The organism is Xanthobacter sediminis (assembly GCF_043195015.1).
In the GTDB taxonomy this organism is placed as follows: domain Bacteria; phylum Pseudomonadota; class Alphaproteobacteria; order Rhizobiales; family Xanthobacteraceae; genus Xanthobacter.
The window spans coordinates 216,964-242,977 of the sequence record NZ_JBAFWH010000006.1; the positions used below are offsets into that span (position 1 = coordinate 216,964).

Consider the following 26,014-nt stretch of genomic DNA (forward strand, 5'->3'; position numbering starts at 1 on the left):
CAATCGGCGCCAATATGAACGCCTATTTTAGCCTCACGTGAGATTTTTCAAATGTTTACACGGGTTTGCAAGGCTGAGACCGTGCCTGAGGGCGGCATGCGCCTCGTCATCGCCGACAGCCAGCTCATCGTGCTCGCCTGGCCGGACGATGGCGAGCTGAAGGCGTTCCAGGGCGTCTGCCCCCATACCAACATGCCGCTTTCCGACGCGGCCTTCGACGGCCGGGTGCTCACCTGCCCGGTTCACAACTGGACCTGGGACCTTGCCTCCGGCGCCCCCGTAGAGCCGCAGGAGAGCGCGCTTGCGGAGTATCCCGTGAAGGTGGAGGAAGGCATCGTCTACATCGACACCGAAGGGGTCTCGCCCCTGTTCGCGGCCCCTTGAGGCGCCCCCCGCAGCTTGGGAGAAGCTCCGTGACCGAAGACATCGCAGTCATTGTCGGGGCCGGCAAGGGCCTCAGCGCCGCGCTCGCCCGGCGCCTGCGGCACGAGGGATTCCGCATCGCCCTTGTCGCCCGCAATGTGGAGAAGCTCGCGCCGCTCGCGGCCGAAACCGGTGCGCTCGCTCTGGCGGGTGACGTGCAGAACCCGCAGGATGTCGAAGCCGTGTTCGCCGCCGTGGACCGCAGCCTCGGCACGCCCGGCCTCGTGGTGTTCAACGCCGCCGCGCGCTATCGCGGCGCGGTGGAGGAGCTGGACCCCGGCGAGGTGCTCGATGCCTATGCCGTCGGCGCGTTCGGCGGCTTTCTCACCGCCCAGGCCGCCGCGCGGCGCATGCTGGCCCATGGCGCCGGCTCCATCTTTTTCACCGGCGCGACCGCGAGCATCAAGGGGATGCCCCATTCCATCCCCTTCGCCATGCAGAAATTCGCCCTGCGTGGTCTCGCGCAGAGCCTCGCCCGCGAGCTGGGCCCGCGCAACATCCATGTGGCGCACTTCATCATCGACGGCGGCATCTCCTCCTCCTGGGCGACACCGGGCGAGCCCGGCCCCACCGACAAATGGCTGGCGCCGGAGGCCATCGCCGAAACCTATCTCGCCATCCACCGCCAGCACCGTTCCGCCTGGAGCTTCGAGGTGGATCTGCGCCCCTGGGTCGAGAAGTTCTGAGGCCACACGGGGCGCTGTCCCACCTGTGGTGAGACCCCCAAATAAGAACGGCCCCGCGCTCACGCGGGGCCGTTCTTATTTCAGCGGAACGCCGTCCGATCCGGCAAAGAGAGGGGCGCGGCCGAAGCCGCGCCGGCCACCTCACTGCGCGGCTTGGGCCGTGATCTCCAGAGGATCGAGCAGCACATCCGTGGTCGCGGGTTCCAGGCCGAGCGCCTGCCGGATGCGCTGCAGCATGGCGAGAGTGCGCGGCTCCATCTCGTTGATCGGGCCGGGCACGAACTGCACCACCTCGGCCGCCTTGCGGCGCTCCTCCGGCGTGCGCAGCATCTCGGCGAGGCCTTCGATGGCCGCGTCGCGGGCATACTCCACGATCAGGCTCTGCTCGTGAATGATCTCCGCCTTGCGCTCCACCGGCAGCGACACGAAGGGCTCGTCCTTCGTGAGCACCTTGGCCGAGCGCTCCAGGCGATCACGCCGCACGTTGCCGCGCGCTTCCGCCAGCAGGATGAGCATGCGGATCACCGCTTCGACGAAACCGCCCGAATTGACGTGCAGCAGCGCCGAGCGCACCTCCGGCAGGCCCACCAGCTCTTCCTTGGTCTTGCGGGTCCGCTCGAAATTATAGTTCCGGCCGAACCACCGCATGAAGGGCGTGGTGTAGATCGAGTAGAAGGTCACTTCGTACCAGGCGTCGCGGATATCGCGGACGATGTCGATCGTCTGCTCGAACGCGTCGGCCATCAGCCTCTCGGCCAGCACGAAGGGATTGTCCTTCGCCACGGGCTTGCGGCTTTCGCGCACCACCTTGGCCATGCCGTCGAGGGGCAGCACCGCGGGATTGCGCGAGGAAAGGGCGGCGCGCTGCACGCGGAGCGGGTGCAGCATGCGGCCGACCTCGGCGCTGGCGCGCGTCACCGAGGCCTGGACGGCCGGACGCATGAACACGTCGTAGAGCTCGCCCTGCAGCTCGGAGATGTGCTGCACGGCGGCGAAGGGCACCTCGTCCTCGCGGCCGTCGCCATAACCGGGCAGCTCGCTCATCTTCCGCTCGGCGAAGGAGACGGTGAACTGCGCGTCCTGGCCCTCGCCACGGATGTCGTCAATGGTCATCTCGTAGAGGCCGGGCGCCAGCGCCTCGATGGTCTTCAGCACCGAGGACACCTGAGTGTGCTCGCGCTTGGCGATGGAGGCCGACACGAAGATGCCGAGGTGGCCCACCTTGTCATGCACCATATAGACGATGCGCTGACCGCGGATGCGGATCTCGGTCTCGTCGGCGTAAGTGTCGATGATCCAGTTGATCGCCTGCTTCACCGGCGTGATGTTGTCGCCGTGGCTGGCAAAAACGATGATGGGCGAGCGGATCTGCTTCACGTCCAGCACGCGACCGTGCTCCAGGCGCGCCTCGTTGCGGGCAAGCTTGTTGCCCACGAACAGCTCGCGCACGATCCAGGTGATCTCCGGCTCGTTCAGCAGGAAGAAGCCGCTCCACCAGCGCTCGAACTCCAGGAAGCGCTCGCTCTCGGTGTCCACCTTCTCGAACAGGTCGTAATACTTGCGGAACCAAGTGCGGCCCGGGTTCAGCATCTCGAAGTTCAACACCAGCCAGGCGCCGTCGAAGACGCCGTCGCCAAAGTCGGCGAACAACATGGGATTGATCTGGCCGCCGAGCAGGCCGGCGTTGTAGCGCATGGGGTTCTGGCCCACGTCGCCCGACCAGGTTTCCACCGGCGCGCCATTCAGCACCAGCGGGCCGGTGATGTCCGGGTTGGCCGCGCCCAGGATGAGGGTCGCCCAGCCGCCCTGGCAATTGCCGATCACCACCGGCTTGGGCGCCTCGGGGTGCTGCTCCTGCACATAGCGCACGAAGGTGGCTTCGGCGCGCGAGACGTCCGCCAGGGTCTGCCCCGGCTCGGGATTGCGGCTGAAGCTGACGAAATAGACGGGATGGCCGGCCTTCAGCGCCACGCCCACCTGGCTGTCGGACTTGAAGCCGCCGATGCCGGCGCCGTGGCCCGCCCGCGGATCGATGATCACGTAGGGGCGCTTCCACGGGTAGACTTCAACGCCCGCCGGCGGCTTGATCCGCAGCAGCGCGTAGTTGCACGGACGCGGCAGGGAGCGCCCGTCCATCGCGACGTCATAGTCGTAGATGAGCACAGGCGGGCAGCCGGCGGCCTCATGCTCGAAGAAGTTGTCGCCGCGCTGGCGCAGGGTGTCGAAGGTCAGCACCGCGCGCTGGGCGCGGTCGATGAAGTAGGCCTGCGCGTCCTTCAGGCGATCGGAGGGCGAACGCTCGGTGTTGGTGATGGTGCCGACCAGCGCCGTCAGCTCGTTGAAGGTCTCCCGCAGGCGCTCGCCGTGGGTGGCGGAGATGTTCATGAAGTGGCGGCCCGCCGCCTTGGAGGTGAGCTGGCTCATGGTGGACAGCTCCGAGAGCTGCGCCGTGAGCGCCAGCGCGCGCTGGCGCGCGGTCCAGGCGTTGCCGTCCGTCACTTTGGCGAAGAACGGGTTCGTGAACTTCGAGGGCGAGAGCTGAGCGTTCAAGCGGTCCTCCCCGCCGCAAGGCGGCGTGTTCCGGTTCGGCCGTTCTCCAGCCGGGGCTGCCGGAGAATACTGCACTGCAAAATACTAGACGGCGCCTATTGCATAAAGATGGCAATCGCCGTTTGCGCGCTACCTTTCCGCGCAATGGTTGACAGCGGCGCGCCGGCCGACGCCATCATGCGGCGGAGAATGGAAGAATGAGGAGACGTCCCATGGACGATACGCTTTCCGGCCGACACATCAAGGCGGCGCGCGCCATCCTGGGCTGGGCCCGCAAGGATCTTGCCGGCCGAGCAGGCGTGACCGCGGCGACGGTGAAGGTGGTGGAAACCGACAAAGCCCAGCTTGCCGTCCTCGCGCCCACCCGCACGCAGCTCGCCGAAGCCCTGGAGAAGGAAGGCATTGTCTTCACCACCGGCGGCGCGCCCGGCGTGCAGCTTGTGCCGCTGGAGCAAGGCCTGCGCACGGATGAGCTCAACGCCTCCAACGACGATTGAGCCAGGTACCGCGCGCGAGCCGGGACGGCGTGCCGAAACCGGGTGCCCTTCGGTCACGCCTGTGCTTTTCTGACTGACCATTACAGCGGACGGACCCATGATTCTCCACAACATCGCGGCACGCCACTACATCGTGGTCGCCATCATCCTCATCGTGGCGGTGCTGGCCTATCTCGGCAGCTGGTCCTGAACCTTCAGGCGCCCACCCGGATCAGCGCGAATCCGTCGTAACCCTTGGCGCCCACCGTCTGGACGGCGGTGGCCGTCAGGCCCCGTTCCCCGGCCAGCGCATCCAGGAAGCGGCGGACGCCCTGGACCGAGGCGTCGGCGCTGTTCGCCTCCACCACCGCGCCGTTGCGCACCACATTATCGCACACGATGATGCTGCCCGGCCGCGTGAGGCGCAGCGACCACCGCAGGTATTCAGTGTTGCTCGGCTTGTCGGCATCGATAAAGACGAGATCGAACGGCCCGGCCCCCTCAGCCTCGAGCTTCGGCAGCGTCTCAAGCGCCGGGCCCACGCGCAGGTCGATGAGGTGGGAGAGCCCGGCGCGCTCGAAATTCGCTGCCGCGACCTCGGCGTGGCGCGGCACAGCCTCCAGGGTCACGAGCCGCCCGTCCGCCGGCAGGGCGCGCGCCAGGAAGAGGCTGCTGTAGCCCCCCAGCGTGCCGATCTCCAGGATGCGGCGGGCGCCCACCATGAGCGCGAACAGATGAAGCATCTGGCCCTGGGCAGCCGAAACAGCGATGGCCGGCAGGCCGGCGGCGGCGCTCGTCTCCAGCGCTTCCGCCAGCACCGGATCATGCGGCAGCAGGCGGCTCGTGAGATAGTCGTCGACAGCGGTCCACTCTGCCTGTTCCTGCGCGCTCATGTTGCAGCCCCTTTTTCCCGCTCTGCGGTCAGGTTTCGTCACTTTCCCGCGCGGCGCGGATTGAAAGCACCGCATAGGCCACGACAAGCCCCAGCTCCACCAGCGTGAACAGGAGCAGAGGCGTCATGCCCGAGGGCGCCCAGGCGGCGAGCACGGCCTGCGTCAGGGTCGCGATCAACCACAGCACGATGGCCCAGCCGGCCCGCAGCCATAGCCCCACCCCGGCGATGGGGTCGATGATGGCGGCCCAGATCACCGCCCCCTGAGCGGCCACCGGCAACTGCTCGAACCAGGAGGGCACGCCCTCCCCGATTCCAAGAATCACCACCCAGTGCGTGACCCCCTCGATCAGCAGGAAGACCGCGACCCCGCGCAGGAACAGGAACAGCCGGCGCCGCCAGGGCGAGAGCCTCTCCCAATGGGCGCGGGCGCTAGCATCAATGGGGTCGTAGTGGCTCATGCGCCGGGCGCCAGGAGCTGGAGTTCGTCGGGGATGGGATCGAAATGCGCCGCGATCGCGCGCGGGTCGACTTCCGCTAGGGAAGCTGGCTGCCAGCGGGGCGCGTTGTCGCGATCCACCAGGACGGCTCGCACGCCTTCATAAAAGTCGTGCCCGGCGGCGACGCGCGTCACCACCCGGAACTCCGCCTTCAGGCATTCGCCGAGGTCGAGCGCAGGGCCGCGCCGCATCTGCTCCATGGCGATGGAGAGGCTGGTGGGCGACTTGGTGCGCAGGTCCTTCGCCAGAGTCTCCGCGAATGCGGCGAAGGGCCCGCCGGCCGCCGCGGCTGCTTCCAGGGCGGAGAGAATTGCATCGAGGCTGCCGCGCGAGAAAAGGTCGGCGATGATCTCCGCCCGGTCGGCGAAGGCGCTCGGCGCCGGCTCGGCCTTGTAGGTCTCGATAGTGGCCTCGACATCCCCTCCAGCGCACAGGTCCTCCTCCAGCGCGCGGAAGGCGCCGGAAGGCACGAATGCGGTGGCAAGGCCACAGGCGACGGCCTCCGGCGCGCGGATGCGCGTGCCCGTCAGCGCCAGGAACACGCCGAATGCGCCGGGAAGGCGCGGCAGCACATGGGTGCCGCCCACATCCGGGAACAGGCCGATGTTCACCTCGGGCATGGCGAAGAGATAGCGCTCGCCCACCACCTGGTGCGGGCCGTGGGCTGACAGGCCGAAGCCGCCGCCCATGCAGATGCCGTCCACCAGCGCGACATAGGGCTTAGGAAAGGTGCCAATATAATGGTTCAGCACATATTCCTCGCGCCAGAAGTCGAGCGCCTCTGCGGTGCGGCCAGCGCGGCCGAGATCGTAGAGCGTGCGCACGTCGCCGCCAGCGCAGAACGCCTTCTCGCCCGTGCCCTTGATGATGACGCGGGTGATTGCGGGGTCCTTCGCCCATTCGCGCAGGCGCGGCAGGATCTCGCGCACCATGGGCAGGTTGAGCGCGTTGAGCGCCTTCGGCCGGTTGAGCGTGATGACGCCCGCCTCGCCCTTCCGCTCCAGGATGACTTCGGGTTCCGGCCGGGTTTCCATGCGCGCCTCTTCTCGAAACCGCCCACATGCGGGTGAGCGAGGGTTAGACGCGGCAGGGGCCAGCGTCAACGCCGCTCCGGCGAAGCTCTCGGCCTGAGCGGAGGGCACTCCGCGCGCGATCGTGAGACATCGGGACGCGCCGCGCGGCTCGCCGGTCGGAGGGCCCGGCGCTATAAGGTTCGCCATCCGTACCCCGGCTGCGACGGCGCTTCCGCGCCGTCAAGGACGCAGCCACAGCAACACAGAGCTGAGCCATGGCCTTCACCTCGCCCCGCATCCATCCGGTTCCGGAAACCGCGTCCACCCCGCGGCTCGACCTGGTGCAGCGCCCCCGCCGCAACCGCAAGAGCGACTGGGCGCGCCGGCTGGTGCGGGAGGCGAGCCTCTCCGTCGACGATTTGATTTGGCCGATCTTCGTGATGGAGGGCAAAGCCACCCGCGCGCCCATCGCCTCCATGCCCGGCGTGGAACGCCTCACCGTGGACGAGGCGGTGCGCGCCGCCGAACGCGCGGCCAAGCTGAAGATTCCCGCGCTCGCCCTTTTTCCCTATGTCGATCCGAACCTGCGCGACCCGTTGGGCAGCGAGGCGCTGAACGAGAACAATCTTGTGTGCCAGACCCTGCGCGCCATCAAGGCCGAGGTGCCCGAGATCGGCCTCATCACCGACGTCGCCCTCGACCCGTTCACCAGCCACGGCCACGACGGCCTCCTGGAAGAGGGACGCATCCTCAACGACGAGACGGTGGACATCCTGGTGCGCCAGGCGCTGGTGCAGGCCGAGGCCGGCGCCGACGTGATCGCCCCCTCCGACATGATGGACGGCCGCGTTGGCGCCATCCGCGCCGGCCTCGACGGCGCCGGCTTCACCGACGTGCAGATCATGTCCTACGCCGCGAAGTACGCTTCTGCCTTCTACGGTCCCTTCCGCGACGCCATCGGCACCGCCAAGACCCTCTCCGGCGACAAGCGCACCTATCAGATGGACCCCGGCAACGGCCTGGAAGCGCTGCGCGAGGCCGCGCTCGACGTGGAGGAGGGCGCCGACATGCTCATGGTGAAGCCCGGCCTGCCCTATCTCGACATCGTCTGGCGGCTGAAGGAGGCCTTCGGCCTGCCCACCTTCGCCTATCAGGTCTCCGGCGAGTACGCGATGATCGAGGGCGCCATCCGCAACGGCTGGGTGGACGGCGAGCGCATCGTGCTGGAGAGCCTCACCGCCTTCAAGCGCGCGGGGGCGGACGGCATCCTCACCTATTTTGCGCCCCGCGTGGCGGAGCGCCTCGCCCAGGGTTGAGGTTTCTCGCTCGCCGCGATGGACAGCATTGCGGCGAGCCGGCAAAACGGGCGCGGGCCCCGTGCAACCCGTGTCATACGGGGCCGACGCAACCGCCGCCACAGCACGGCGGAGGAGGAACGCCAGATGCCCCAGCCCGCTCCCCTTTCCTGGGACCTGCCCGTGACCCTCGCGGATGTGGAGGCTGCACGCCCACTGCTGGCCGGCGCCATCCTGCGCACGCCCACCCTGCGCGCGCCGCGCCTCTCCGCCCTCACCGGTGCCGAGGTCTGGGTGAAATACGAGAACTTCCAGGTCACCGCCTCCTTCAAGGAGCGCGGCGCCCTGGTGAAGCTCTCCCGCCTTTCGCCGGAGGAGGCCGAGCGCGGGGTGGTCGCGATGTCGGCCGGAAACCACGCGCAGGCGGTGGCCTATCACGGCGCGCGGCTCGGCATATCCACCACCATCGTGATGCCGGAAACCACGCCCCAGGTGAAAGTGAGCGCCACCCAGGCGTTCGGCGCCCGCGTCATCCTCTTCGGCGAGACCGTGGCGGACGCACAGGCCGAGGCCGAGCGCATCGCGCAGGCCGAGGGCCGGGTTTTCGTCCACCCTTACGACGACAGGGACGTGATCGCCGGCCAGGGCTCCATCGCCCTGGAGATGATGGAGGACGGCCCGGAGCTGGATGCGGTCGTCGTCCCCATCGGCGGCGGCGGCATGATGGCGGGCATGGCGCTCGCCTTCGCGGGACGCTCGCCGCACACCGAGATCGTCGGCGTAGAAGCCGCGCTCTACCCGGCCATGTGGAGCGCGCTCACCGGCGTCGCCCGCCCCTGCGGCGGCCCCACCCTGGCGGAGGGCATCGCGGTGCGGAACGTCGGCGCCATGACCTCCCGGATCATCCGCGCGCTGGTGCCGAACATCGTGCTGGTGGAAGAGGCGGCGCTGGAGCAGGCGGTGAACGCCTTTCTGATGCACCAGAAGACCCTGGCCGAGGGCGCCGGCGCCGCCGGCCTCGCCGCCCTGCTCACCGAGCCGGAGCGCTTCAGGGGCAAGACGGTGGGCCTCGTGCTGTGCGGCGGCAATATCGACCCGCGCATGATCGCCGGCATCCTGCTGCGCGAGCTGGAGCGGGAGTGCCGCATCGTCTCCTTCCGCCTCACCATCCTGGACCGGCCGGGCATGCTGGGGCGCATCTCCACCCTGCTCGGCAGGCTTGGCGCCAACATCCTGGAGGTGCACCACCGCCGCACCTTCCTCGATGTTCCCGCCAAGGGCACCCGGCTCGACCTCACGGTGGAGACGCGCGACCAGGCCCACGCCGAAGCGATCCAGCAGGCGCTGGAGGACGAGGGCCTGCCGGTGCAGCGGCTGGGAGCCGGCGGCGCGGACTGGTGAGACGCGCCATCCCTTGCGACGGCCGGCTCCACGCCCCACGTTCATGGCAGAAGGAGCCGCCGCGCCATGAGCAATTCCAGCGACGCCGAACGTGATGCCTACCGCGACCCCTATCTCGGCGCGGCCGGCGGGGCGAAGCCCCACGCCTATGATCCGGTGACCCAGCCGGAATATTTCGAGGGCGTGCTCTCGCGCCGGCTCATCGCCTTCTGCGTCGATGTGGTGATGATCCTCGGCCCCATCGTGGGCCTCGCCATCTTCATCTTCGTGTTCGGCATCGTCACGCTCAGCCTGGGGTGGATGCTGTTCCCGCTGCTGGGCCCGGCCTTCGTCATCTGGGCCATTGCCTACAATGCCATCACCCTCGGGTCGCCGGCCTCGGCCACCCTGGGCATGCGGCTGATGGATATCGAGATGCGTACCTGGTACGGCGCGCCCTGCTACTCGCTGCTTGGCGGGGTGCACGCAGTGCTGTTCTGGGTGTCGCTGAGCGCGCTCACGCCACTGGTGCTGGTGGTGCCGCTCTTCAATGACCGCCGCAGGCTGCTGCATGATTTCGTGTCCGGCACGGTGGTGGTGAACACGCAGGCGCGGGCCCGCATGTTGCGGCGCGTCCAATGAAATTGGCGCCAGCGCACATTTGGCCTTTGACGCGCTGCCGCGCTCACGCGATCCTATCCCCCTGCTAGGATCGAGGATCGTGAGCGAGCACCCACGCGACACGCCGCAATTCTATCTGACGGCGCCCTCTCCCTGCCCCTACCTCCCCGACCGGGAGGAGCGGAAGGTGTTCACGCACCTTGTGGGGGAGCGCGCGGCCGTCTTGAACGACGTGCTCACCCAGGGGGGGTTCCGCCGCAGCCAGTCCATCGCCTACCGTCCGGCGTGCGAGGGCTGCCGCGCCTGTGTCTCCGTGCGCATCCGCGTGGAGGATTTCCACGAGACGCGCAGCTTCCGGCGCGTGCGGGCGACCAATGCGGATCTCATCGGCGCAGTGCGTCCGCCATCCCCGACCTCCGAGCAGTACAGCCTGTTCCGCGCCTACGTGACGACCCGCCATGGCGACGGCGGCATGGCCGACATGAGCGTGCTCGACTACGCCATGATGGTGGAGGACACCCACGTGGACACCCGCCTCGTGGAATACCGCAACCGTAACGTCGATTCGCGGTTCCTCGGGCGCGGCACCGGAGATCTCATGGCGGTGGCGCTGACGGACGTCCTCTCCGACGGACTGTCCATGGTCTATTCCTTCTACAATCCGCAGGTGCCCCACCGCTCTATGGGCACCTTCCTCATCCTCGACCATGTGACACGTGCGCGGGAACTCGGCCTGCCCTACGTCTATCTCGGCTACTGGGTGCAGGGTTCCCACAAGATGGACTACAAGCGCCGCTTCCTGCCGCAGGAGCGCCTCTCGCCAAGCGGCTGGGAGCGCGTCGAGGGGTGAGGCGTGCTCCCAGGCGCTTGTTCGGGCGGAGCGAATCCCGCAGGTATTCGGATCTGAGCAGGCGGCGCGGCGCGGTCCTGGGCTTGAGCCCTGCGGAAAGTTCCGTCCCGCACGCCGGGAAATGAGCCATGAGGACGGAATGACCGCTTTCTTCCATGTGTTCGTGGCGGTGTATGCAGCCCTGTTTCCCATCGTGAACCCGCTGGGCAGCGCGCCTATTTTTCTCACGTTCGTGCAGCGCTGCTCGCCGCAGACGCGTGAGCTGGTGGCGCGCAAGGTGGCCATCTTCGGCTTCCTGCTGCTGGTGGCCACCATGGCGGTCGGCGCCAAGGTGCTGCTGTTCTTCGGGGTGACGCTGCCGGTGCTGCGGGTGGCGGGCGGCATCGTGGTGGCATCGGTGGGCTGGAGCATGCTGCACCAGCAGGACAAGCCCGCCGACAAGACCGCCAGTCAGACCGACGACAATGCACTGGACGACAGCGAGGCGCTCGACCAGGCGTTCTATCCGCTCACCCTGCCGCTCACCGTGGGGCCCGGCGCCATCGCCACCGCCATCGCCCTTTCTGCGGGACCGGCGAGCATCGCCGCCCACGACCTGCCTGACATCATGGGCCAGATCCTCGGCGCGCTGGCGGGCCTCTTCGCCATCTCCCTCACGGTCTATTTCTGCTTCCGCGAGGCGCCCACCATTGAGCGGGTGCTGGGGCACACGGGCACCAGCGTGCTGATTCGCCTATTCGCCTTCATTCTGCTGGCCATCGGGCTTCAGATCGTCTGGCTCGGCCTGCACGAGCTGATCGTGGATCTGCAGACGGCAGCCTGACGGCGCGCGCCCAAAGAAAAAGGGGAGCCGAAGCCCCCCTTCCATTCCCCCGCCGTAGCGCCCCGCCAAACGGGCCGGGGCGCTCGGAACGATCAGGCCAGCGCCTTCAGCGCGGCCTTGCCGGCGTAGCGGGCGGTGTCGCCCAGCTCCTGCTCGATGCGCAGCAGCTGGTTGTACTTGGCGGTGCGGTCCGAACGGGCCAGCGAGCCGGTCTTGATCTGCCCGCAATTGGTGGCCACCGCGAGGTCGGCGATGGTTGAATCTTCCGTCTCGCCCGAGCGGTGGGACATCACGGCGCGATAGGCATTCTTGTGGGCGAGCTCCACCGCGTCCAGGGTCTCGGTGAGGGAGCCGATCTGGTTCACCTTGACCAGGATGGCATTGCCCACGCCCGTCTTGATGCCGCGCGAGAGGCGCTCCACGTTGGTCACGAACAGGTCGTCGCCCACCAGCTGGCACCTGGAGCCGATGGTGTCGGTGAGCAGCTTCCAGCCGGCCCAGTCGTCCTCGGCCATGCCGTCCTCGATGGTGACGATGGGGTAGGCGGCGACGAGATCCGCCAGGTACTTCACCTGGGCCTCGATGTCGCGCACCTTGCCCTCGCCCTCATAGCGGTAGGCGCCGTCCTTGAAGAACTCGGTGGAGGCGCAGTCGAGGCCGAGATAGACGTCCTCCCCGGGCTTGAAGCCGGCCTTCTCGATGGCCTTGAGCACGAAGTCGAGCGCGGCCTCGGCGGAGGCGAGGTTGGGGGCGAAACCGCCCTCGTCGCCCACATTGGTGTTGTGGCCCGCGTCCTTCAGGCCCTTCTTCAAGGTATGGAAGATCTCGGCGCCCCAGCGCAGGCCCTCGGCGAACGATTCGGCGCCGGCCGGCAGGATCATGAACTCCTGGAAATCGATCGGGTTGTCCGCATGGGCGCCGCCGTTGACGATGTTCATCATCGGCACGGGCAGCGTGCGTGCATTCACGCCGCCTACATAACGGTACAGCGGCAGGTTGTTGGCGAGCGCACCGGCCTTGGCCACCGCGAGGGAAACACCCAGGATGGCGTTCGCGCCGATGCGCGCCTTGTTCGGCGTACCGTCGAGGGCGAGCAGGGTGGCGTCGATCTTCGCCTGGTCCTCGACCTCGAAGCCGCCGATGGCGTCGTAGATCTCGCCGTTGACGGCATCCACGGCCTGGAGCACGCCCTTGCCCAGGTAGCGGCCCTTGTCACCGTCACGCAGCTCCACCGCCTCATGGGCGCCGGTGGAGGCGCCCGAGGGCACCGCGGCGCGGCCGATGGAGCCGTCTTCCAGCACCACATCCACCTCGACCGTCGGGTTGCCCCGGCTGTCCAGGATTTCCCGGCCGATGATGTCGACGATGGCGGTCATGAACGGTCCTTCCCTCATCTCGTGCATGCGCCGGATGCCGGAAGGCGGCAGTTCCGCCTTCGCGCGAGCGATCCGTCGCAGATCCATTCCACGCGGCGCCGGAGCGAAATTTTCGTGCAGGCGCCGGGCGCGCCGCTTCTAGATCATTTCGGCGCGTCTTTGTATCGCCAAAATGCCGCCCGCACCCGCCCTGCGTGAAGGAGCCTTGCGCATGGGAACGCGAGGCCCCGCGGACACAGCAGCGGGCGCAATGGGCCGGCGCACCACAATCCGCTTGAAGCCTGCGCGCGCAGGTTGATAAGCACTTGTGCAGCGGCGGAAACGCAGTTGGGGAGGGCGGCCGTGACCAGCGACGAAACCATGACCGGAGGGCCGGACGCCTCCGAGCGCCTTTATGCGGATGGGCATCCCTTCGATGATGTGCATTACCTGGAGGCGAAGATCATCCTCCAGGGCCTGCGCTTCACCTCTCTCCAGAGCTTCTTCGATTTCGCGAAAATCGTCGCGCGGGTGGCCAAGCAGCACGACGTGGATTTCGACCCCCGCCCCGCCAAGGGGCTGAGGCCGCAGATTCGCGAGGTGCTGTTCCTCGATACAAAGAACTTCAGCCTCTACAACAACGCCTTCATCCTGCGCCGCCGCTTCACCTACGAGGACGGCTTCCCGGTGGGCGATCCGGAGATCGTCTTCAAGTTCCGCCATCCGGACCGCGACACCGCAGCAGCGCTCGACGTGCGGCCGCAGGTTCCGGGCAGCTACCGCATCAAGTTCAAGGAGGAGATCCTCCCCCTCAAGAACCGCCTGGGCGGGGTGCGTGCGCTGTTCTCGCACAATGTGGAGTTCCCCTATCATCCGCGTGGCGTCGCCGACCCCACAGCGCCGGAAACCCTCACCCGGGTGTTCCCGGCCCTTCAGCCGCTGCTCGGCAGTTCCGGGGAGCATGTGGAGCTGGTGAACCACACGGCAGTGGAGGAAGTGCTCCAGCAGCTCGGCACGCTGGATTTCGGCAAGGGCATGATCGCGCCCTGCAATGTCTCGGTGTGGCGCACGCGGGGCGAGCAGTTCCAGCTGGTCGGGGAGTTCGCCTATCAGGTCCACTACCTGCGCCGCGAGGACCTGAGCGCGAAGGCGCTCCAGCGCAGCGACGCCTTCTTCCGTGCCCTGCAGGACGAGGCCAGGGACTGGGTTTTGCTCGGCACCACCAAGACCGCGGCGGTGTACCGCCTCAAGGGCAACCCGCCGCAGAGCCATGAGTGAGATCCAGCCGGATGCGGCCGCCGCTCCGCAGGGGGCCATCGCGGTGCCAGCGGTGACGCTGCGCGAGATTTTCGTCGGCTTCCTCGTCATCGGCGCCACCAGCTTCGGCGGGGGCGTGGTGGCTTATCTGCGATCGGGGCTCGTGGGGCGCCGCAAATGGATCGCCGACGAGACCTTCGTGGAACTGCTCTCCATCTGCCAGACCCTGCCGGGGCTCAACGCCTCGAACATGGCGATCCTGGTGGGCGACCGCCTGCGCGGCACCGCGGGGGCGGCGGTGGCGCTCGCCGGCATCTGCCTGCCGGGCGGGCTCATGATGACGGTGGCGGCCATCGCCTATGCGGCCTCGCAGGGTACCCATGCGGGCATCGGCGCCGCTCTGCACGGGATCTCGGCAGCAGCCGTCGGCCTGGTTCTCTCCGTGACCTTCCAGCTTGGCCGCAAGATGCTGGCCCGGTGGGCAGATTTCCTTTTCGTGGGACTGGTGGTGATCGGCGTGAACGTGCTGCACCTGTCAGTGCTGACCGTGCTGATCGTGGTGGGTGCGTTTGCCATCTTCTGGTACCGGCCGGGCCACCTTCCGCCATCGGAGGGGCAGCGGCCGTGAACCAGATTCCCGCGCTTATCGCCGTCTTCGCCTACCTCTCCCTGCTCACGGTGGGCGGAGGCATGGCCGCGTTTCCGGAGATGGAGACGCTGGTGGTGAACACCTTCCATTGGATGAGCGTTCCCCAGCTCGTGCACATGTATTCAGTGGGGCAGATGGCGCCCGGCCCCAACATGATGATGATCGCCGGCATCGGGCAGTGGGTGGCGGGGCCCCTCGGCGCGCTGGTGGTGGTGCTCGCCTTCTTCCTGCCCACCGGGCTCTTCACCCTGTGGGTGGGCCGGCTGTGGAAGCGGCTGGACCACTGGCCGTGGCGTGCGTCCATCCAGCGCGGGCTCGCGCCCGTTTCCATCGGGCTGCTGCTGGCGGGCGCCATCAGCATCGCCAGGAGTACCGTCACCGGCTGGGAGGCCGCGATGCTGGCCGCGGGTGTGTTCGGCATCCTGCTGGCGACGCGGATGAACCCGGTGCCCCTGATCGCGGCTTCGGCGGCCCTGGGCTTCTTCATCTTCCGGTAGCGACGGCGTCGGCGGAGGCGGAAGGTTGGGGCCGGCGTCATCCTGCTCTAGAACAGGCGCGAACGCGCGGCACGCCGCGCCCGCAGTGCCAAGGACGTTCCATGACCGATCATCTGCAGCTCGGCACCAAGACCGAGATGCCCTCCACCCCCGAAGCCGCAGTGCTCGACCGGGTGCCCAATCCCCACGCCGACACCGATTACGTCGCGCGCTTCACCTGCCCGGAATTCACGTCCCTGTGTCCGGTGACCGGCCAGCCGGACTTCGCCCATATCGTGATCGACTATGTGCCGGACCGGTATCTGGTGGAGTCCAAGTCGCTGAAGCTCTACCTCGCCAGCTTCCGCAACCATGGCGCCTTCCACGAGGATTGCACGGTGGCCATCGGCAAGAGGCTGGTTGCGCTCCTGGCCCCGCGCTTCTTCCGCATTGCCGGCTATTGGTATCCCCGTGGGGGCATTCCCATCGATGTTTTCTGGCAGACGGGAACCCTTCCGGCGGGCGCGTGGTTACCGGAAACGGGCGTCGCGCCCTATCGCGGCCGCGGCTGAGCGGTCGCGGGGCGCGCCGGGCTCCGACCGCAGGAGGAGAGGTTCATGCCGAAGCTCATCGTCACCAACGGCGACGCGGCCGTGGAGCGGTTGAAGGCCGCGCACGTCGCCGGCCACCTGTTGCCATGGCAGGATATGCTGCATGACGGCCCGGTGCCCGGCGGTGACATTCTCGACGATGTCTCGGACGCGCGGGCCGATTTCCTTTCCGCCGCCCTCGGCCTGCCCCTCGACAGCGTGCGTGCCGATTTCGCCCATCGCGACGCGCAGCTCGACGTGCATTCCGCTTACGGCGAGGTGGAACTCTGGTTTGAGCACGACCTCTACGACCAGCTCCAGCTGATCCAGCTCCTGCACTATTTCTCCCATGAGCCTGAGCGGATGGGCCTCTTTTTGGTTCAGGCCGGGCATTACATCGGAGTGATGGAAGGCCGGGAGGTGCACGCGCTGGCCCAGAGCCGCACCCCCGTCACCACCCTCCAGATAGAAACCGCACGCGAGGCTTGGAAGGCATTCACCGCAGCGACGCCGACGGCCCTCGCCGCCTTCGCCGCCCACGAGCATGAGGCGTTGCCTTATCTCGTCCCCGCCTTGCGGCGCCTGCTGGCGGAGCTTCCTGCCCCGCGCTCGGGCCTGTCCCTCACGGAACAGCGCATCCTGGAGCAACTGGCCGACGGCCCGCGCAAAGTGGCGCACCTGTTCGCCGCCGTGCACTCCATGGACGAGGCACAGTTCCTGGCCGACCTGCCCTTCTTCCTGCGGCTCGACGGCCTCGCCTTCGCGCACGAGCCGCTCATCTCCGGCCTGCCCTTCCCCACCAGCGAATGCGGCCCGCTCTCCTTCTCGCCGGGAGACGACAGCCCGGCTGAGCGCAGCTACCGCGCCTATGCGGCGGCGGAAATCCAGCTCACGAATGCGGGTACCGCCGCGCTGAAGGGGCGCTTCGACCACGCCTGCGAGAATACCGTGGAGCGCGCCATGGGCGGCTTCCGGGTGATGCCCGGTGCCATGTGGCGTTACGACCGCGCCCGCCGCGAGCTGCTCGCGCCGAATTGAGGCGGCCGTAGCCGCCTCAACCCTCAAGGCGCGACGAACTTCAGGCCCACGATGCCCGCCGCCACCAGGGCGATGCAAAGGAGCCGGAGCGCGTCGGCGCTTTCGGCATAGAACACGATCCCCGCGATGGCCGTGCCCACCGTGCCGATGCCCGCCCACACCGCATAGGCGGTACCGATGGGGATGCCGCGCAGCGCGAGCGAGAGAAGAAGCAGGCTGATGCCGATGCCACCGATGGTGAACACGCTTGGCCAGAGCCGCGTGAAGCCTTCCGTATGCTTCATGCCGAGGGCCCACGCGATCTCGGTGAGGCCGGCGGCGAACAGATACGCCCATGCCATGGGTTGAATATCCGGGAGGCGGGGTCGTCCCCGCCGCGCGATGCAAAGGGGCACGGCCGTCCGCGCCCGGCGGGGGCCGGCTGCCCCCGCCCTTTCCCTTTAACCGATCCGGCCCCGACGGCCAGACGAAACGCTGCACAAATGTACAGCACTATTCGCTCTGATCCGCGTCCACCTCGAACACCAGGGTCGCTCCCGCTGCCGCGCGCGGGGGCACAACCACGACGCCTGCGATGGTTTCCTCCACCATGCGCCGCGCGGCCAGCGACCGGCGAAGCTCCTCGGCGCCCGGGGTGGAGAAGCGCACGGCCGCGACCCGCAGGCCCGGTCCCTTCGGCGCGGCCACGCCATAGCGCTCGGTGAAGAGCGCGCGGCTCATCACGTCGATCGCGCCGCGCGGGGTCTGGGCCACCAGCCAGTCATCCACCGCCCGCAGCACCGGCACGTCCGCAAGGGTTTCCAAAAGGCGCCGATGTTCCGCCGGCGTATCCGCCACCAGCACCACCCCCTTCAGTCCCGAAACCATGTTGGCATGGCGCTGAAGATCGGCGGACCAGAAATTCTCAGGATGGTGCTGCGTGCAGGTGAAGGCCGAAAAGTGCGGCGAGGCGGGGTCCTGCGCGTAGGCGAGGGAGAAGCTCACCTCCACCTCCTGCCCGTCATGGCGCCGGGCCTTGCGGGAGAAATCGAACACATCAAATCCCCCGAAGCCCGCCTGATCGAGCAGATCCTTTTCCGCCCGGGCGTCGGATCCCTCAAAGACCATCATGGAGAAACCCTCGCCGCAGGTGGCGAGAAAATCGGTATTGAAGGCGCCAAAGGAGAAGAGGCCCGGCCCCGCTGCGGGAATCTTCGCGGGGTCTGTGATCTGCAGGAGCTCGATGAAGAAGCCTGGGGTCTGGACGATACGGTTTTCGGTGCCCCATGGGTGCACGTTCCGAGCGCCAACGGTGAAGCCGAGCAGGTCGTAGGTCTCGCCTGCCGCATCGATGTCACGAACGAGGTGAACCACGTGATCGAGGCCGCGTCGCATGGCATCTCCTTTATGGAAGGCGTCGCGGCTCCTGGAGGGGAAAACCGGGCTGGAGACGGAAAGGTCGAACCGCGAACGCTGGTTTAAAGGCGTCGGGCGCAATGCCCCGCGAAAGGCCGCGAACGCTCCATGCCCACGCGCGCCGCTGCGCGCGCCACCGGCGCGACCGAAAGGCGAACGACGGTCCCCTGACCGCGTCCTCGCGCATGAGCGCATGCCCTCCTGCCCCGAGCTTAGCGGCCGCATATGCTGTTTGGGAAATGAAAATGCGGCGTCGCACCAAACAGGGTGGTACCATAATGCCGCCCCTGGCCATGACGCAACGGCATGGAGGCCGAGATTCGCCCCCGCACCAACGGCCAGCGCCGCTCCGTCCTCAGACGAGGCGGCTCTGCTCGATAGCGGCGCCGATGAACGAAGCGAACAGCGGATGCGGCTCGAACGGCCGCGACTTCAGCTCCGGATGGAACTGCACGCCTACGAACCAGCGGTGATTCTGGTGCTCCACGATCTCCGGAAGCAGCCCATCGGGCGACATACCGGAGAATTTCAGGCCGTACTGCTCCAGCCGCTCGCGATAAGCGGTGTTCACCTCGTAGCGATGGCGGTGACGCTCGAAGATGTTGCGCTTGCCGTAGATCGCTTCGGCCTTGCTGCCGGGTTCGAGGTGGGCCGCATAGGCGCCGAGGCGCATGGTGCCCCCGAGGTCCCCCGCTTCCGTGCGCCGCTGCAGCTCATTGCCCCGCAGCCACTCTGTGAGCAGACCCACCACCGGCTCCGATGTGGGACCAAACTCGGTGGAATTGGCCTTCTCGATACCGGCGAGGTTCCGGGCCGCCTCAATCACCGCCATCTGCATGCCGAAGCAGATGCCGAGATAGGGCACCTGACGCTCGCGCGCGAACTGCGCGGCGCGAATCTTGCCCTCTGCACCGCGCTGGCCGAAGCCGCCCGGCACCAGAATGCCATGCACATGCTCCAGGAAGGGCGTGGGGTCCTCCCGCTCAAAGGTCTCGCTCTCGATCCAGTCCAGGTTCACCTTCACTTGGTTGGCGATGCCGCCATGGGCCAGCGCCTCGATGAGCGACTTGTAGGCGTCCTTCAGCCCCGTGTACTTGCCGACGATGGCGATGGTGACCTCGCCCTCGGGGTTGCGCACGCGCTTCTCGATATCGGTCCAGCGCTTGAGGTTCGGCGCCGGCGCCGGCTCGATGTTGAAGGCGGCCAGCACCTCCTTGTCGAGCCCCTCGGCGTGGTAAGCGGAGGGCACGGCGTAGATATTGTCCACGTCCCGCGCCTCGATCACCGCGCTCTCTCGCACGTTGCAGAACAACGAAAGCTTGCGCCGCTCCTCGCGCGGGATCTCGCGATCCGTGCGGCACAGCAGGATGTCCGGCTGGATGCCGATGGAGCGCAGCTCCTTCACGGAATGCTGGGTGGGCTTGGTCTTCACCTCGCCCGCCGAGGGGATATAGGGCAGCAGGGTGAGGTGGATGAAGATGGCGTGGCCGCGCGGCAGCTCGTTCTTGAGCTGGCGGGTGGCCTCGAAGAAGGGCAGGCCCTCGATGTCGCCGACCGTGCCGCCGATCTCCACCAGCACGAAATCAAAGCCCTCGTTGCCTTCGAGAACGAAGTCCTTGATGGCGTTGGTGACGTGGGGAATCACCTGGATGGTGGCGCCCAGATAATCACCGCGCCGCTCCTTGGTCAGGATATCCTGATAGATGCGACCGGTGGTGATGTTGTCCTGCCTGGTGGCGGGGTGGCCGGTGAAGCGCTCGTAGTGGCCAAGATCCAGGTCCGTCTCGGCGCCGTCGTCGGTGACGAACACCTCGCCGTGCTGGTACGGGCTCATGGTCCCCGGATCGACGTTCAGATACGGGTCGAGCTTGCGCAGGCGCACCGTATAGCCACGCGCCTGAAGAAGCGCGCCGAGGGCCGCGGACGCGAGACCCTTGCCCAGGGAAGACACGACGCCGCCGGTGATAAAGATATAGCGCGCCATGGGCTTCGACCTTACCTCGTGCAAACGCGATTCGGCGAGGGCGAAGCCGTATCCGACCTCGCCTCGCCCGTGAAGAAGGAACGGCGCCGCGGCCGGGCCGCGGCGGCACACTCACTGGGACTGCGGAACCTGCGGACCCGTCGGCGCGACGGGAGCGGGCGTAGCTGCAGGGGACGAAGCCTCGCCGCCAGCACCGCCCTGCGGGCGAATCTGATCGAGAATGGTACCGCCGCTCTGCGGGGCGCTCTGGGTCTGGCCAGCCGGCGCCAGGATGGAGCGAGGACCACGACCCCAGCCCGCGACAATGGTGAGCGCGAGCGAGGTGATGAAGAACAGCAGGGCCAGGATAGCCGTCGCGCGGGTCAGCACATTGGCGGTGCCACGGGCGGTAAAGAACCCGCCACCTCCGCCGCCGCCCCCGATGCCGAGCCCGCCGCCCTCTGAGCGCTGGATCAGCACGACACCGATAAGCGCGAGCACCACCAGCAGGTGAATGACGATCAGAACCGTTTGCATGGAATCCATCATGTTCGCGCCACGACCGGAGGGCCGGGCACGCCAGTTGTCGGGTCATCTACACGAACACGGGACGAGAGGGAAGGCCCGCGCGGGCCCAGGTGCCCCCTCCCTGTCTCCATCCCAGGCGCAACGGGCAACGTAAAGCCGGGAAAATCTTGACTTCCAGAGCGATCCGGGCTGTGGACGCGCGCGAAACTGTGGTAAAGTACCACTTCGTTGCAAAAAGCTACTCGCTTTCCCGTCTGCCGACATGAAGTCGGCACTGGTTTCCGGACCCACGCGCACATGAGGTGCACCGTGGTTCCCCCGCCTCCTGGGAGGGGCGCATGGTGACGAGTGTCGATGCTTCCATGAGCCTTATGTCCGCGCGTCAGGCAGCGCCGGACATCACGACCGCTGCGGCCGACGCGGCAAGCGACGCGCTTCAAACCCTCGGCGATCAGATCGCCGCCAGGGCCAGCGCGGCATGGATGCGAGGCACAAGCCTCGCTACCAATGCCTGGATCGCGAGCACCTCGGAACCCAGTGGGGCGGAGAAGAGTTCCGGTATTCCCGAGGTCGGCGAATCGAAATCCTCGGCCGGTCTCGACAGCGCGTCCTCGTCTGGGCCGACCCGTTCGCGGAAGCTCGCCGTTGCAAGCGAGGACATGCTCATCAGCGCGATGATCACCTATAACCAGAGCCTGCGGGCCCTGCCCTCCCTGCAGCAGCAGCTGGAAGGCTATCAGTCGCAGCTCAGCTCCGTCGGCGACGACCAGATGGTGGCGTATCTCAGCCGCGTCATCGCCGCCGTGACCAATGAGATCAAAAACGCTCATTCGGTCATCGCCAATACTCCGGGCGCCGTGGCCGACGGGCTTTCAGAGCTGCAGCGCACCCGCAACGTGACCGGCACTGTCTATACGAGGAACTCGGACGGCTCCTTCAGCTTCGGGCAATTCACCATCGTGGTCACCCTGCCCAACGGGTCGACGGGTGCGGTTTGGAGCCACGACGGCAGCGGGGTCGCCATCAAGACCGTCTACGCCGAAGACGGCACCTCGACCCAGCGCATCGAGCTCAGCTGAGGGGCTCCGGTCGAGGGGCGGAAGGCGGCGTCCTTCGATCATTCAATCGCGAGCATGAGCGTCGAGGCCGCCGCGATCAGCCAAACCGCGCCTGAGATGTCGCGCCAGCGCCCGGCTATGACCTTCACGCCCACATAGACGGCGAAGCCGAGCGCGATGCCGGTGGCGATGGAAAAGGTGAAGACAATTCCCAGCGCCGTCACTGCCGCCGGCAGCGCCTCCGTACCATCTCCCCATTCCAGGTCGCGCAGTGCGCCGAGCATGGAGCAGGCGACGAACAGCAGCGCCGGTGCGGTCGCGAAAGCGGGAACCGCCAACGCCAGCGGCGCGAACAACAGACTGAGCAGGAACAGACCTGCGGCCGTCACCGCCACCAGACCGGTGCGCCCGCCCGCCGCAATGCCGGATGCGCTCTCGATGTAGGACACCGTGGGCGAGGTGCCCAGAAGACTGCTGACGACGGCCCCGCCCGAATCCGCCAGCAGCACCCGCCCGAGGCGGGGCACCGTTCCATCGGCCCGCATCAGCCCTGCGCGGTGCAGCGTGGCGATGAGGGTGCCCATGTTGTCCAACAGGTCCACCAGGAAGAAGGCGAGCACCACGGAGACGAGTGAGAGCTTCAGCGCTCCTGCGATATCGAGCTGGAGCAGCGTGGGCAAAAGCGCCGGCGGCGGTGCCACCACGCCATGAAACGTCACCAGTCCCAGCGGAAGCGCGGCGAGCGTGACGAGGCCGATGGCAATGAGGATGGCGCCCGGCACCCGCCGCGCCGCGAGCCCCGCCATGAGCACGAACCCGAGGCAGGCAAGCAGGGTGGAGGGGGTTCCCATTGGCCCGAGGGCCACCAACGTCTCGGGCTTAGCCACCACCACGCCCATGCCGTGCAGCCCCAGCAGACCGAGGAACAGGCCGATTCCCGCGCCGATGCCGAGCTTCAAGGAGAAGGGAATGGAATTCACCAGCCATTCGCGGATGCGCAGCAGGCTGACAGCAAGGAACAGGCACCCCGAGAGGAAGACCGCCCCCAGCGCCGTCTGCCAGGGCACGCCCATGGCGCCCACCACGGTGAAGGCGAAATAGGCATTGATGCCCATGCCCGGCGCGAGCGCGATGGGATAATTGGCGATGAGCCCCATGGCGAGGCTGCCGAGCGCCGCCGCCAGGCACGTGGCGACGAAGGCCGCCCCCGGGTCGATACCCGCCGCCGCGAGGATCTGCGGGTTCACCACGATGATGTAGCTCATGGTGAGGAAGGTGGTGAGGCCCGCCGTCGCCTCGAGGGAGACGGAGGTTCCATTCTCCTTCAGCCTGAAGAAGCGCTCGATCGTGCCCATCCCCTGCCCCCGCCGCAGCCTCCCTGAAGCTAGAGCGTTTCAGGGGCAGAGAGAAACAGGCAAATCGCCTCGCACGCTTCGCAATCTGCAAATCGGTGCGGCGATCGGGAGACCCGCCTGCTCTCTATTCCACCTTCTCGTCGGGGTAGACACCGAACAGCTGAGATTGCTGCACGTAGCCGTCGAAGCCCTCGCCCACGAGCCGACAGAACTTGCCGTCGCACTTCTTGACGGTGCCGAGCACGCCGGGCTCCAGGCGCGCCACCACCCTGGCGTCGGCGTTCGGCTCTGCGCGCATCACCACGGTCTCGTTCTTCAGCCAGGGCGCCACCAGGGCGGTGCGGCGCAGCGAGAGCATGGAGTGGTAGACCCACCCCTCCGCCCCGTCCGCATCGCGGATGCGCCGCCAGGTCTCGAACTCGGCGGTCACCTCCACCGGCAGGCCGGCGCGGGAGAACACCCAGGCCACGTCCTGGTCCTTGTTGGGCCCGTTGCGGACATTCACCTTGTCCGCCTTCAGCGAGACGAAGCGCGGCACCGGCAGGCCCGATGTGCCGTCCTCGGCGGCGCCTGCCGTCCCTGCCACGCCGAGCGTCACCACGGCGGCCACAGCCAGGGCCACAAGGTTCCGCAGGGGGGCTTTCGAGGGAAGCGCTCGCGCCATCGACAGCATCGGCCGGTCCTTTCGCAGTCGGGGTTTCGGGGCAGAGGCAGTGCGCCCGCGCGGAGACGTCGTCAAGCGCACGTCGCGCCGGACGCCTTGTGTTTCCCCGCCTGTCTGATAGACGGAACGAGAAGGGTTAAGAAATGGGGAACGGGAATTGCCCATCGTGCGCCGCAAACCGCTGGTCGTCGTCACTCGCAAGCTGCCCGAATCGGTCGAGACCCGCATGCGGGAGCTGTTCGACGCCCGCCTGAACGTGGACGATACGCCCATGGATCAGACGGCGCTGATCGAGGCGGTGAAGACAGCCGACGTGCTGGTTCCCACCGTCACCGACCGGATCGATTCCGCACTGCTCTCGCAGGCAGGTGAGAACCTGCGGCTGATCGCCTCTTTCTCGAACGGCGTCGATCACATCGACGTGGCGAGCGCGCTCAACCGCGGCATCACCGTCACCAACACGCCCGGCGTCCTCACCGAGGACACCGCCGACATGACCATGGCGCTCATCCTCGCCGTGCCGCGGCGGCTGGCCGAGGGTGCGCAGGTGATGATCTCCGAAAAGGACGAGTGGCCGGGCTGGTCTCCCACGTGGATGCTCGGCCGGCGTATCTGGGGCAAGCGCCTCGGCATCATCGGCATGGGCCGCATCGGCCAGGCGGTGGCGCGGCGCGCCAAGGCCTTCGGCCTGCAGATCCACTACCACAACCGCCACCGGCTGCCCTCCGGCATCGAGGAGATGCTGGACGCCACCTATTGGGACAGCCTGGACCAGATGCTGGCCCGCATGGACATCATCTCGGTGAACTGCCCGCACACGCCGGCCACCTACCACCTGCTTTCGGCGCGCCGCCTGAAGCTGCTGAAGAACGACGCCTACGTGGTGAACACCGCGCGCGGCGAGGTGATCGATGAGAACGCCCTCACCCGCCTCCTGGAGGCCGGAGAGCTGGCGGGCGCCGGCCTCGACGTGTTCGAGCAGGAGCCGGCGGTGAACCCCAAGCTCGTGCGCCTCGCCCGGCAGGGCAAGGTGGTGCTGCTGCCGCACCTCGGCTCGGCCACTCTTGAAGGGCGCATCGACATGGGCGAGAAGGTCATCGTGAACATCAAGACCTTCATGGATGGCCACCGCCCGCCGGATCGCGTGTTGCCCGCGATGCTGTGAGGGCTGCGCCTCACAAGTACCAACGGCCGGGCTCGTCCCGGCCGTTCTTCTTTGAGGCGCGATCGCCCTGCCGCCTGGGGGGCGCCTTCCAAGGCGCGCTTTCACAGCGCTTCCCTTGGCCGCACCCGCGGCGTAATCTTCCGCGCGGAACCGCTTCGTGGCCCATGAGCCATGGCGCGATGGGACGACTGATGACCGTGATGCCTTTCTCCATCGAATTCCGCAGTGGATGGCTCCCGCCGCCTGCGTCCGGCGCCGCTCCGGCGTCCGCCCGATGGTGCGACGCGCGCTGAGCGGGCTTGCCGCCTTCGCTTGACCCCATCCGCCCGGATCGCTTTAACCGGCCGCAATTTCCCGACGCATCGGGCCTGGAGCCGCCAGGGAGCCATCATGACCGCCGTTACGCTGATCGATAATTACGACAGCTTCACCTACAATCTCGTGCACTACCTGGGCGAGCTTGGCGCCACCGTCACCGTTCACCGCAACGATGCCGTCTCCATCGCCGACGTGCTGGCCGAGAAGCCGGAGGCCATCGTGCTTTCGCCCGGCCCCTGCACGCCTTCGGAAGCCGGCATCTGCTGCGATCTCATCGCGCAGGCGGGGGCGAGCGTGCCCATGTTCGGGGTGTGTCTGGGCCACCAAGCCATCGGCCAGGTGTTCGGAGGCGATGTGGTGCGTGCGCCGACCCCCATGCACGGCAAGCTCTCCGAGATCCTGCATGAGGGCCGGAGCGTGTTCCGTGGCCTGAACCACTCTTTCCAGGCCACGCGCTACCATTCGCTGATCGTGAAGCGCGACACCCTGCCTGACACGCTGGAGGTGACCGCCCATACGGCGGACGGGCTCATCATGGGTCTCGCCCACAAGACCCTCCCCATCCACGGTGTCCAGTTCCACCCCGAGAGCATCGCCTCCGAGAACGGCCACGCGCTCCTGCGCAACTTCCTGGAGATCGCGACCGCCTTCAACGCGGCCAAAGCCAACGCGACACCGGCCAAAGGCTGAGGAC

Annotated in this window: 27 protein-coding genes; 16 read left to right on the plus strand and 11 right to left on the minus strand. The window is 67.5% G+C overall.

Going from position 1 to position 26,014, the window contains the following annotated elements:
• The first annotated feature begins 51 nt into the window (after nucleotides 1–51).
• Both V5F61_RS10510 and V5F61_RS10515 read left to right on the plus strand, forming a co-directional pair.
• Nucleotides 52–384, plus strand: coding sequence for a Rieske 2Fe-2S domain-containing protein (locus tag V5F61_RS10510; protein ID WP_393988375.1), 333 nt, complete (start codon nucleotides 52–54; stop codon nucleotides 382–384).
• 29 nt (nucleotides 385–413) lie between these two features.
• Entirely contained in the window at nucleotides 414–1,109 is a 696-nt protein-coding gene (locus V5F61_RS10515; protein ID WP_393988376.1) for an SDR family NAD(P)-dependent oxidoreductase, read from the plus strand.
• Between the two features lie 141 nt (nucleotides 1,110–1,250).
• Here V5F61_RS10515 and V5F61_RS10520 read toward each other — a convergent pair whose 3' ends face one another.
• Nucleotides 1,251–3,659: a DUF3141 domain-containing protein gene (locus V5F61_RS10520; RefSeq protein WP_393988377.1), complete on the minus strand. Its 2,409-nt coding sequence runs from the start codon at nucleotides 3,657–3,659 to the stop codon at nucleotides 1,251–1,253.
• A gap of 212 nt (nucleotides 3,660–3,871) precedes the next feature.
• Between V5F61_RS10520 and V5F61_RS10525 the strand changes: the two genes are divergently transcribed.
• On the plus strand, nucleotides 3,872–4,156 hold the full coding sequence (locus tag V5F61_RS10525) for a helix-turn-helix domain-containing protein (RefSeq protein ID WP_393988378.1): 285 nt from the start codon (nucleotides 3,872–3,874) through the stop codon (nucleotides 4,154–4,156).
• A 194-nt stretch (nucleotides 4,157–4,350) separates the two neighbouring features.
• Here V5F61_RS10525 and V5F61_RS10530 read toward each other — a convergent pair whose 3' ends face one another.
• Genes V5F61_RS10530 through V5F61_RS10540 form a run of 3 tightly spaced genes read right to left on the minus strand, consistent with a single transcriptional unit; the run spans nucleotide 4,351 to nucleotide 6,561 of the window.
• Entirely contained in the window at nucleotides 4,351–5,028 is a 678-nt protein-coding gene (locus V5F61_RS10530; protein WP_393988379.1) for an O-methyltransferase, read from the minus strand.
• 28 nt (nucleotides 5,029–5,056) lie between these two features.
• Complete coding sequence (locus V5F61_RS10535) at nucleotides 5,057–5,488, minus strand: DUF6163 family protein (protein ID WP_393988380.1); 432 nt, start codon at nucleotides 5,486–5,488, stop codon at nucleotides 5,057–5,059.
• Nucleotides 5,485–6,561, minus strand: a complete 1,077-nt coding sequence (locus V5F61_RS10540) for an enoyl-CoA hydratase/isomerase family protein (protein WP_393988381.1) — start codon at nucleotides 6,559–6,561, stop codon at nucleotides 5,485–5,487. The genes V5F61_RS10535 and V5F61_RS10540 overlap by 4 nt, the downstream gene beginning before the upstream one ends.
• A gap of 254 nt (nucleotides 6,562–6,815) precedes the next feature.
• Between V5F61_RS10540 and hemB the strand changes: the two genes are divergently transcribed.
• The 5 genes from hemB (at nucleotide 6,816) to V5F61_RS10565 (ending at nucleotide 11,509) form a co-directional block, all read left to right on the plus strand.
• On the plus strand, nucleotides 6,816–7,856 hold the full coding sequence (gene hemB, locus V5F61_RS10545; protein WP_393988382.1) for a porphobilinogen synthase: 1,041 nt from the start codon (nucleotides 6,816–6,818) through the stop codon (nucleotides 7,854–7,856).
• A gap of 126 nt (nucleotides 7,857–7,982) precedes the next feature.
• The gene (locus V5F61_RS10550) at nucleotides 7,983–9,236 is read left to right on the plus strand and encodes a threonine ammonia-lyase (RefSeq protein WP_393988383.1); all 1,254 of its coding nucleotides are present in this window, start codon (nucleotides 7,983–7,985) and stop codon (nucleotides 9,234–9,236) included.
• A gap of 66 nt (nucleotides 9,237–9,302) precedes the next feature.
• Entirely contained in the window at nucleotides 9,303–9,857 is a 555-nt protein-coding gene (locus V5F61_RS10555) for an RDD family protein (protein ID WP_393988384.1), read from the plus strand.
• 79 nt (nucleotides 9,858–9,936) lie between these two features.
• The gene (locus V5F61_RS10560; protein WP_393988385.1) at nucleotides 9,937–10,686 is read left to right on the plus strand and encodes an arginyltransferase; all 750 of its coding nucleotides are present in this window, start codon (nucleotides 9,937–9,939) and stop codon (nucleotides 10,684–10,686) included.
• A 139-nt stretch (nucleotides 10,687–10,825) separates the two neighbouring features.
• Complete coding sequence (locus V5F61_RS10565) at nucleotides 10,826–11,509, plus strand: MarC family protein (RefSeq protein WP_393988386.1); 684 nt, start codon at nucleotides 10,826–10,828, stop codon at nucleotides 11,507–11,509.
• A gap of 92 nt (nucleotides 11,510–11,601) precedes the next feature.
• On the opposite strand, the gene eno is transcribed toward V5F61_RS10565, so the two are convergent.
• Nucleotides 11,602–12,885, minus strand: a complete 1,284-nt coding sequence (eno, locus tag V5F61_RS10570; protein WP_393988387.1) for a phosphopyruvate hydratase — start codon at nucleotides 12,883–12,885, stop codon at nucleotides 11,602–11,604.
• A 342-nt stretch (nucleotides 12,886–13,227) separates the two neighbouring features.
• Here eno and V5F61_RS10575 point away from each other — a divergent pair, with 342 nt between their 5' ends.
• The 5 genes from V5F61_RS10575 to V5F61_RS10595 all read left to right on the plus strand — a co-directional run bounded on the left by V5F61_RS10575 (nucleotide 13,228) and on the right by V5F61_RS10595 (nucleotide 16,874).
• A complete protein-coding gene (locus tag V5F61_RS10575; RefSeq protein ID WP_393988388.1) occupies nucleotides 13,228–14,142 on the plus strand; it encodes a hypothetical protein in 915 nt (304 codons plus the stop codon).
• Nucleotides 14,135–14,749, plus strand: coding sequence for a chromate transporter (locus V5F61_RS10580; protein ID WP_393988389.1), 615 nt, complete (start codon nucleotides 14,135–14,137; stop codon nucleotides 14,747–14,749). The genes V5F61_RS10575 and V5F61_RS10580 overlap by 8 nt, the downstream gene beginning before the upstream one ends.
• Nucleotides 14,746–15,267, plus strand: a complete 522-nt coding sequence (locus V5F61_RS10585; RefSeq protein ID WP_393988390.1) for a chromate transporter — start codon at nucleotides 14,746–14,748, stop codon at nucleotides 15,265–15,267. The genes V5F61_RS10580 and V5F61_RS10585 overlap by 4 nt, the downstream gene beginning before the upstream one ends.
• A gap of 101 nt (nucleotides 15,268–15,368) precedes the next feature.
• The gene (gene queF, locus V5F61_RS10590) at nucleotides 15,369–15,818 is read left to right on the plus strand and encodes a preQ(1) synthase (RefSeq protein ID WP_393988391.1); all 450 of its coding nucleotides are present in this window, start codon (nucleotides 15,369–15,371) and stop codon (nucleotides 15,816–15,818) included.
• Nucleotides 15,819–15,863: 45 nt separating this feature from the next.
• On the plus strand, nucleotides 15,864–16,874 hold the full coding sequence (locus tag V5F61_RS10595; RefSeq protein ID WP_393988392.1) for a hypothetical protein: 1,011 nt from the start codon (nucleotides 15,864–15,866) through the stop codon (nucleotides 16,872–16,874).
• 23 nt (nucleotides 16,875–16,897) lie between these two features.
• Here V5F61_RS10595 and V5F61_RS10600 read toward each other — a convergent pair whose 3' ends face one another.
• From V5F61_RS10600 to secG, 4 genes are all read right to left on the minus strand, one after another.
• The gene (locus V5F61_RS10600) at nucleotides 16,898–17,215 is read right to left on the minus strand and encodes a DMT family transporter (protein WP_393988393.1); all 318 of its coding nucleotides are present in this window, start codon (nucleotides 17,213–17,215) and stop codon (nucleotides 16,898–16,900) included.
• A 151-nt stretch (nucleotides 17,216–17,366) separates the two neighbouring features.
• Complete coding sequence (locus V5F61_RS10605) at nucleotides 17,367–18,248, minus strand: VOC family protein (protein WP_393988394.1); 882 nt, start codon at nucleotides 18,246–18,248, stop codon at nucleotides 17,367–17,369.
• 376 nt (nucleotides 18,249–18,624) lie between these two features.
• Entirely contained in the window at nucleotides 18,625–20,253 is a 1,629-nt protein-coding gene (locus V5F61_RS10610; protein WP_393988395.1) for a CTP synthase, read from the minus strand.
• A 111-nt stretch (nucleotides 20,254–20,364) separates the two neighbouring features.
• A complete protein-coding gene (secG, locus tag V5F61_RS10615; RefSeq protein ID WP_393988415.1) occupies nucleotides 20,365–20,769 on the minus strand; it encodes a preprotein translocase subunit SecG in 405 nt (134 codons plus the stop codon).
• 329 nt (nucleotides 20,770–21,098) lie between these two features.
• Here secG and V5F61_RS10620 point away from each other — a divergent pair, with 329 nt between their 5' ends.
• On the plus strand, nucleotides 21,099–21,839 hold the full coding sequence (locus V5F61_RS10620; protein ID WP_393988396.1) for a hypothetical protein: 741 nt from the start codon (nucleotides 21,099–21,101) through the stop codon (nucleotides 21,837–21,839).
• Between the two features lie 38 nt (nucleotides 21,840–21,877).
• Here V5F61_RS10620 and V5F61_RS10625 read toward each other — a convergent pair whose 3' ends face one another.
• Together V5F61_RS10625 and V5F61_RS10630 are read right to left on the minus strand one after the other, a co-directional pair.
• Entirely contained in the window at nucleotides 21,878–23,173 is a 1,296-nt protein-coding gene (locus tag V5F61_RS10625) for an NCS2 family permease (protein ID WP_393988397.1), read from the minus strand.
• 124 nt (nucleotides 23,174–23,297) lie between these two features.
• Entirely contained in the window at nucleotides 23,298–23,846 is a 549-nt protein-coding gene (locus tag V5F61_RS10630; protein WP_393988398.1) for an SH3 domain-containing protein, read from the minus strand.
• Between the two features lie 154 nt (nucleotides 23,847–24,000).
• Here V5F61_RS10630 and V5F61_RS10635 point away from each other — a divergent pair, with 154 nt between their 5' ends.
• Both V5F61_RS10635 and V5F61_RS10640 read left to right on the plus strand, forming a co-directional pair.
• Nucleotides 24,001–25,002: a 2-hydroxyacid dehydrogenase gene (locus V5F61_RS10635; protein ID WP_393988416.1), complete on the plus strand. Its 1,002-nt coding sequence runs from the start codon at nucleotides 24,001–24,003 to the stop codon at nucleotides 25,000–25,002.
• A 390-nt stretch (nucleotides 25,003–25,392) separates the two neighbouring features.
• On the plus strand, nucleotides 25,393–26,010 hold the full coding sequence (locus V5F61_RS10640) for an anthranilate synthase component II (protein WP_393988399.1): 618 nt from the start codon (nucleotides 25,393–25,395) through the stop codon (nucleotides 26,008–26,010).
• Nucleotides 26,011–26,014: the final 4 nt, after the last annotated feature.

Coding starts and splice junctions, on each gene's coding strand:
- V5F61_RS10555 (WP_393988384.1), top strand. CDS start 9,303: ATGAGCAATTCCAGCGACGCCGAACGTGATGCCTACCGCGACCCCTAT.
- V5F61_RS10510 (WP_393988375.1), top strand. CDS start 52: ATGTTTACACGGGTTTGCAAGGCTGAGACCGTGCCTGAGGGCGGCATG.
- V5F61_RS10550 (WP_393988383.1), top strand. CDS start 7,983: ATGCCCCAGCCCGCTCCCCTTTCCTGGGACCTGCCCGTGACCCTCGCG.
- V5F61_RS10535 (WP_393988380.1), bottom strand. CDS start 5,488: ATGAGCCACTACGACCCCATTGATGCTAGCGCCCGCGCCCATTGGGAG.
- V5F61_RS10525 (WP_393988378.1), top strand. CDS start 3,872: ATGGACGATACGCTTTCCGGCCGACACATCAAGGCGGCGCGCGCCATC.
- V5F61_RS10595 (WP_393988392.1), top strand. CDS start 15,864: ATGCCGAAGCTCATCGTCACCAACGGCGACGCGGCCGTGGAGCGGTTG.
- V5F61_RS10620 (WP_393988396.1), top strand. CDS start 21,099: ATGGTGACGAGTGTCGATGCTTCCATGAGCCTTATGTCCGCGCGTCAG.
- queF (WP_393988391.1), top strand. CDS start 15,369: ATGACCGATCATCTGCAGCTCGGCACCAAGACCGAGATGCCCTCCACC.
- V5F61_RS10625 (WP_393988397.1), bottom strand. CDS start 23,173: ATGGGCACGATCGAGCGCTTCTTCAGGCTGAAGGAGAATGGAACCTCC.
- eno (WP_393988387.1), bottom strand. CDS start 12,885: ATGACCGCCATCGTCGACATCATCGGCCGGGAAATCCTGGACAGCCGG.
- V5F61_RS10630 (WP_393988398.1), bottom strand. CDS start 23,846: ATGCTGTCGATGGCGCGAGCGCTTCCCTCGAAAGCCCCCCTGCGGAAC.
- hemB (WP_393988382.1), top strand. CDS start 6,816: ATGGCCTTCACCTCGCCCCGCATCCATCCGGTTCCGGAAACCGCGTCC.
- V5F61_RS10580 (WP_393988389.1), top strand. CDS start 14,135: ATGAGTGAGATCCAGCCGGATGCGGCCGCCGCTCCGCAGGGGGCCATC.
- V5F61_RS10530 (WP_393988379.1), bottom strand. CDS start 5,028: ATGAGCGCGCAGGAACAGGCAGAGTGGACCGCTGTCGACGACTATCTC.
- secG (WP_393988415.1), bottom strand. CDS start 20,769: ATGCAAACGGTTCTGATCGTCATTCACCTGCTGGTGGTGCTCGCGCTT.
- V5F61_RS10610 (WP_393988395.1), bottom strand. CDS start 20,253: ATGGCGCGCTATATCTTTATCACCGGCGGCGTCGTGTCTTCCCTGGGC.
- V5F61_RS10600 (WP_393988393.1), bottom strand. CDS start 17,215: ATGGCATGGGCGTATCTGTTCGCCGCCGGCCTCACCGAGATCGCGTGG.
- V5F61_RS10540 (WP_393988381.1), bottom strand. CDS start 6,561: ATGGAAACCCGGCCGGAACCCGAAGTCATCCTGGAGCGGAAGGGCGAG.
- V5F61_RS10605 (WP_393988394.1), bottom strand. CDS start 18,248: ATGCGACGCGGCCTCGATCACGTGGTTCACCTCGTTCGTGACATCGAT.
- V5F61_RS10640 (WP_393988399.1), top strand. CDS start 25,393: ATGACCGCCGTTACGCTGATCGATAATTACGACAGCTTCACCTACAAT.
- V5F61_RS10565 (WP_393988386.1), top strand. CDS start 10,826: ATGACCGCTTTCTTCCATGTGTTCGTGGCGGTGTATGCAGCCCTGTTT.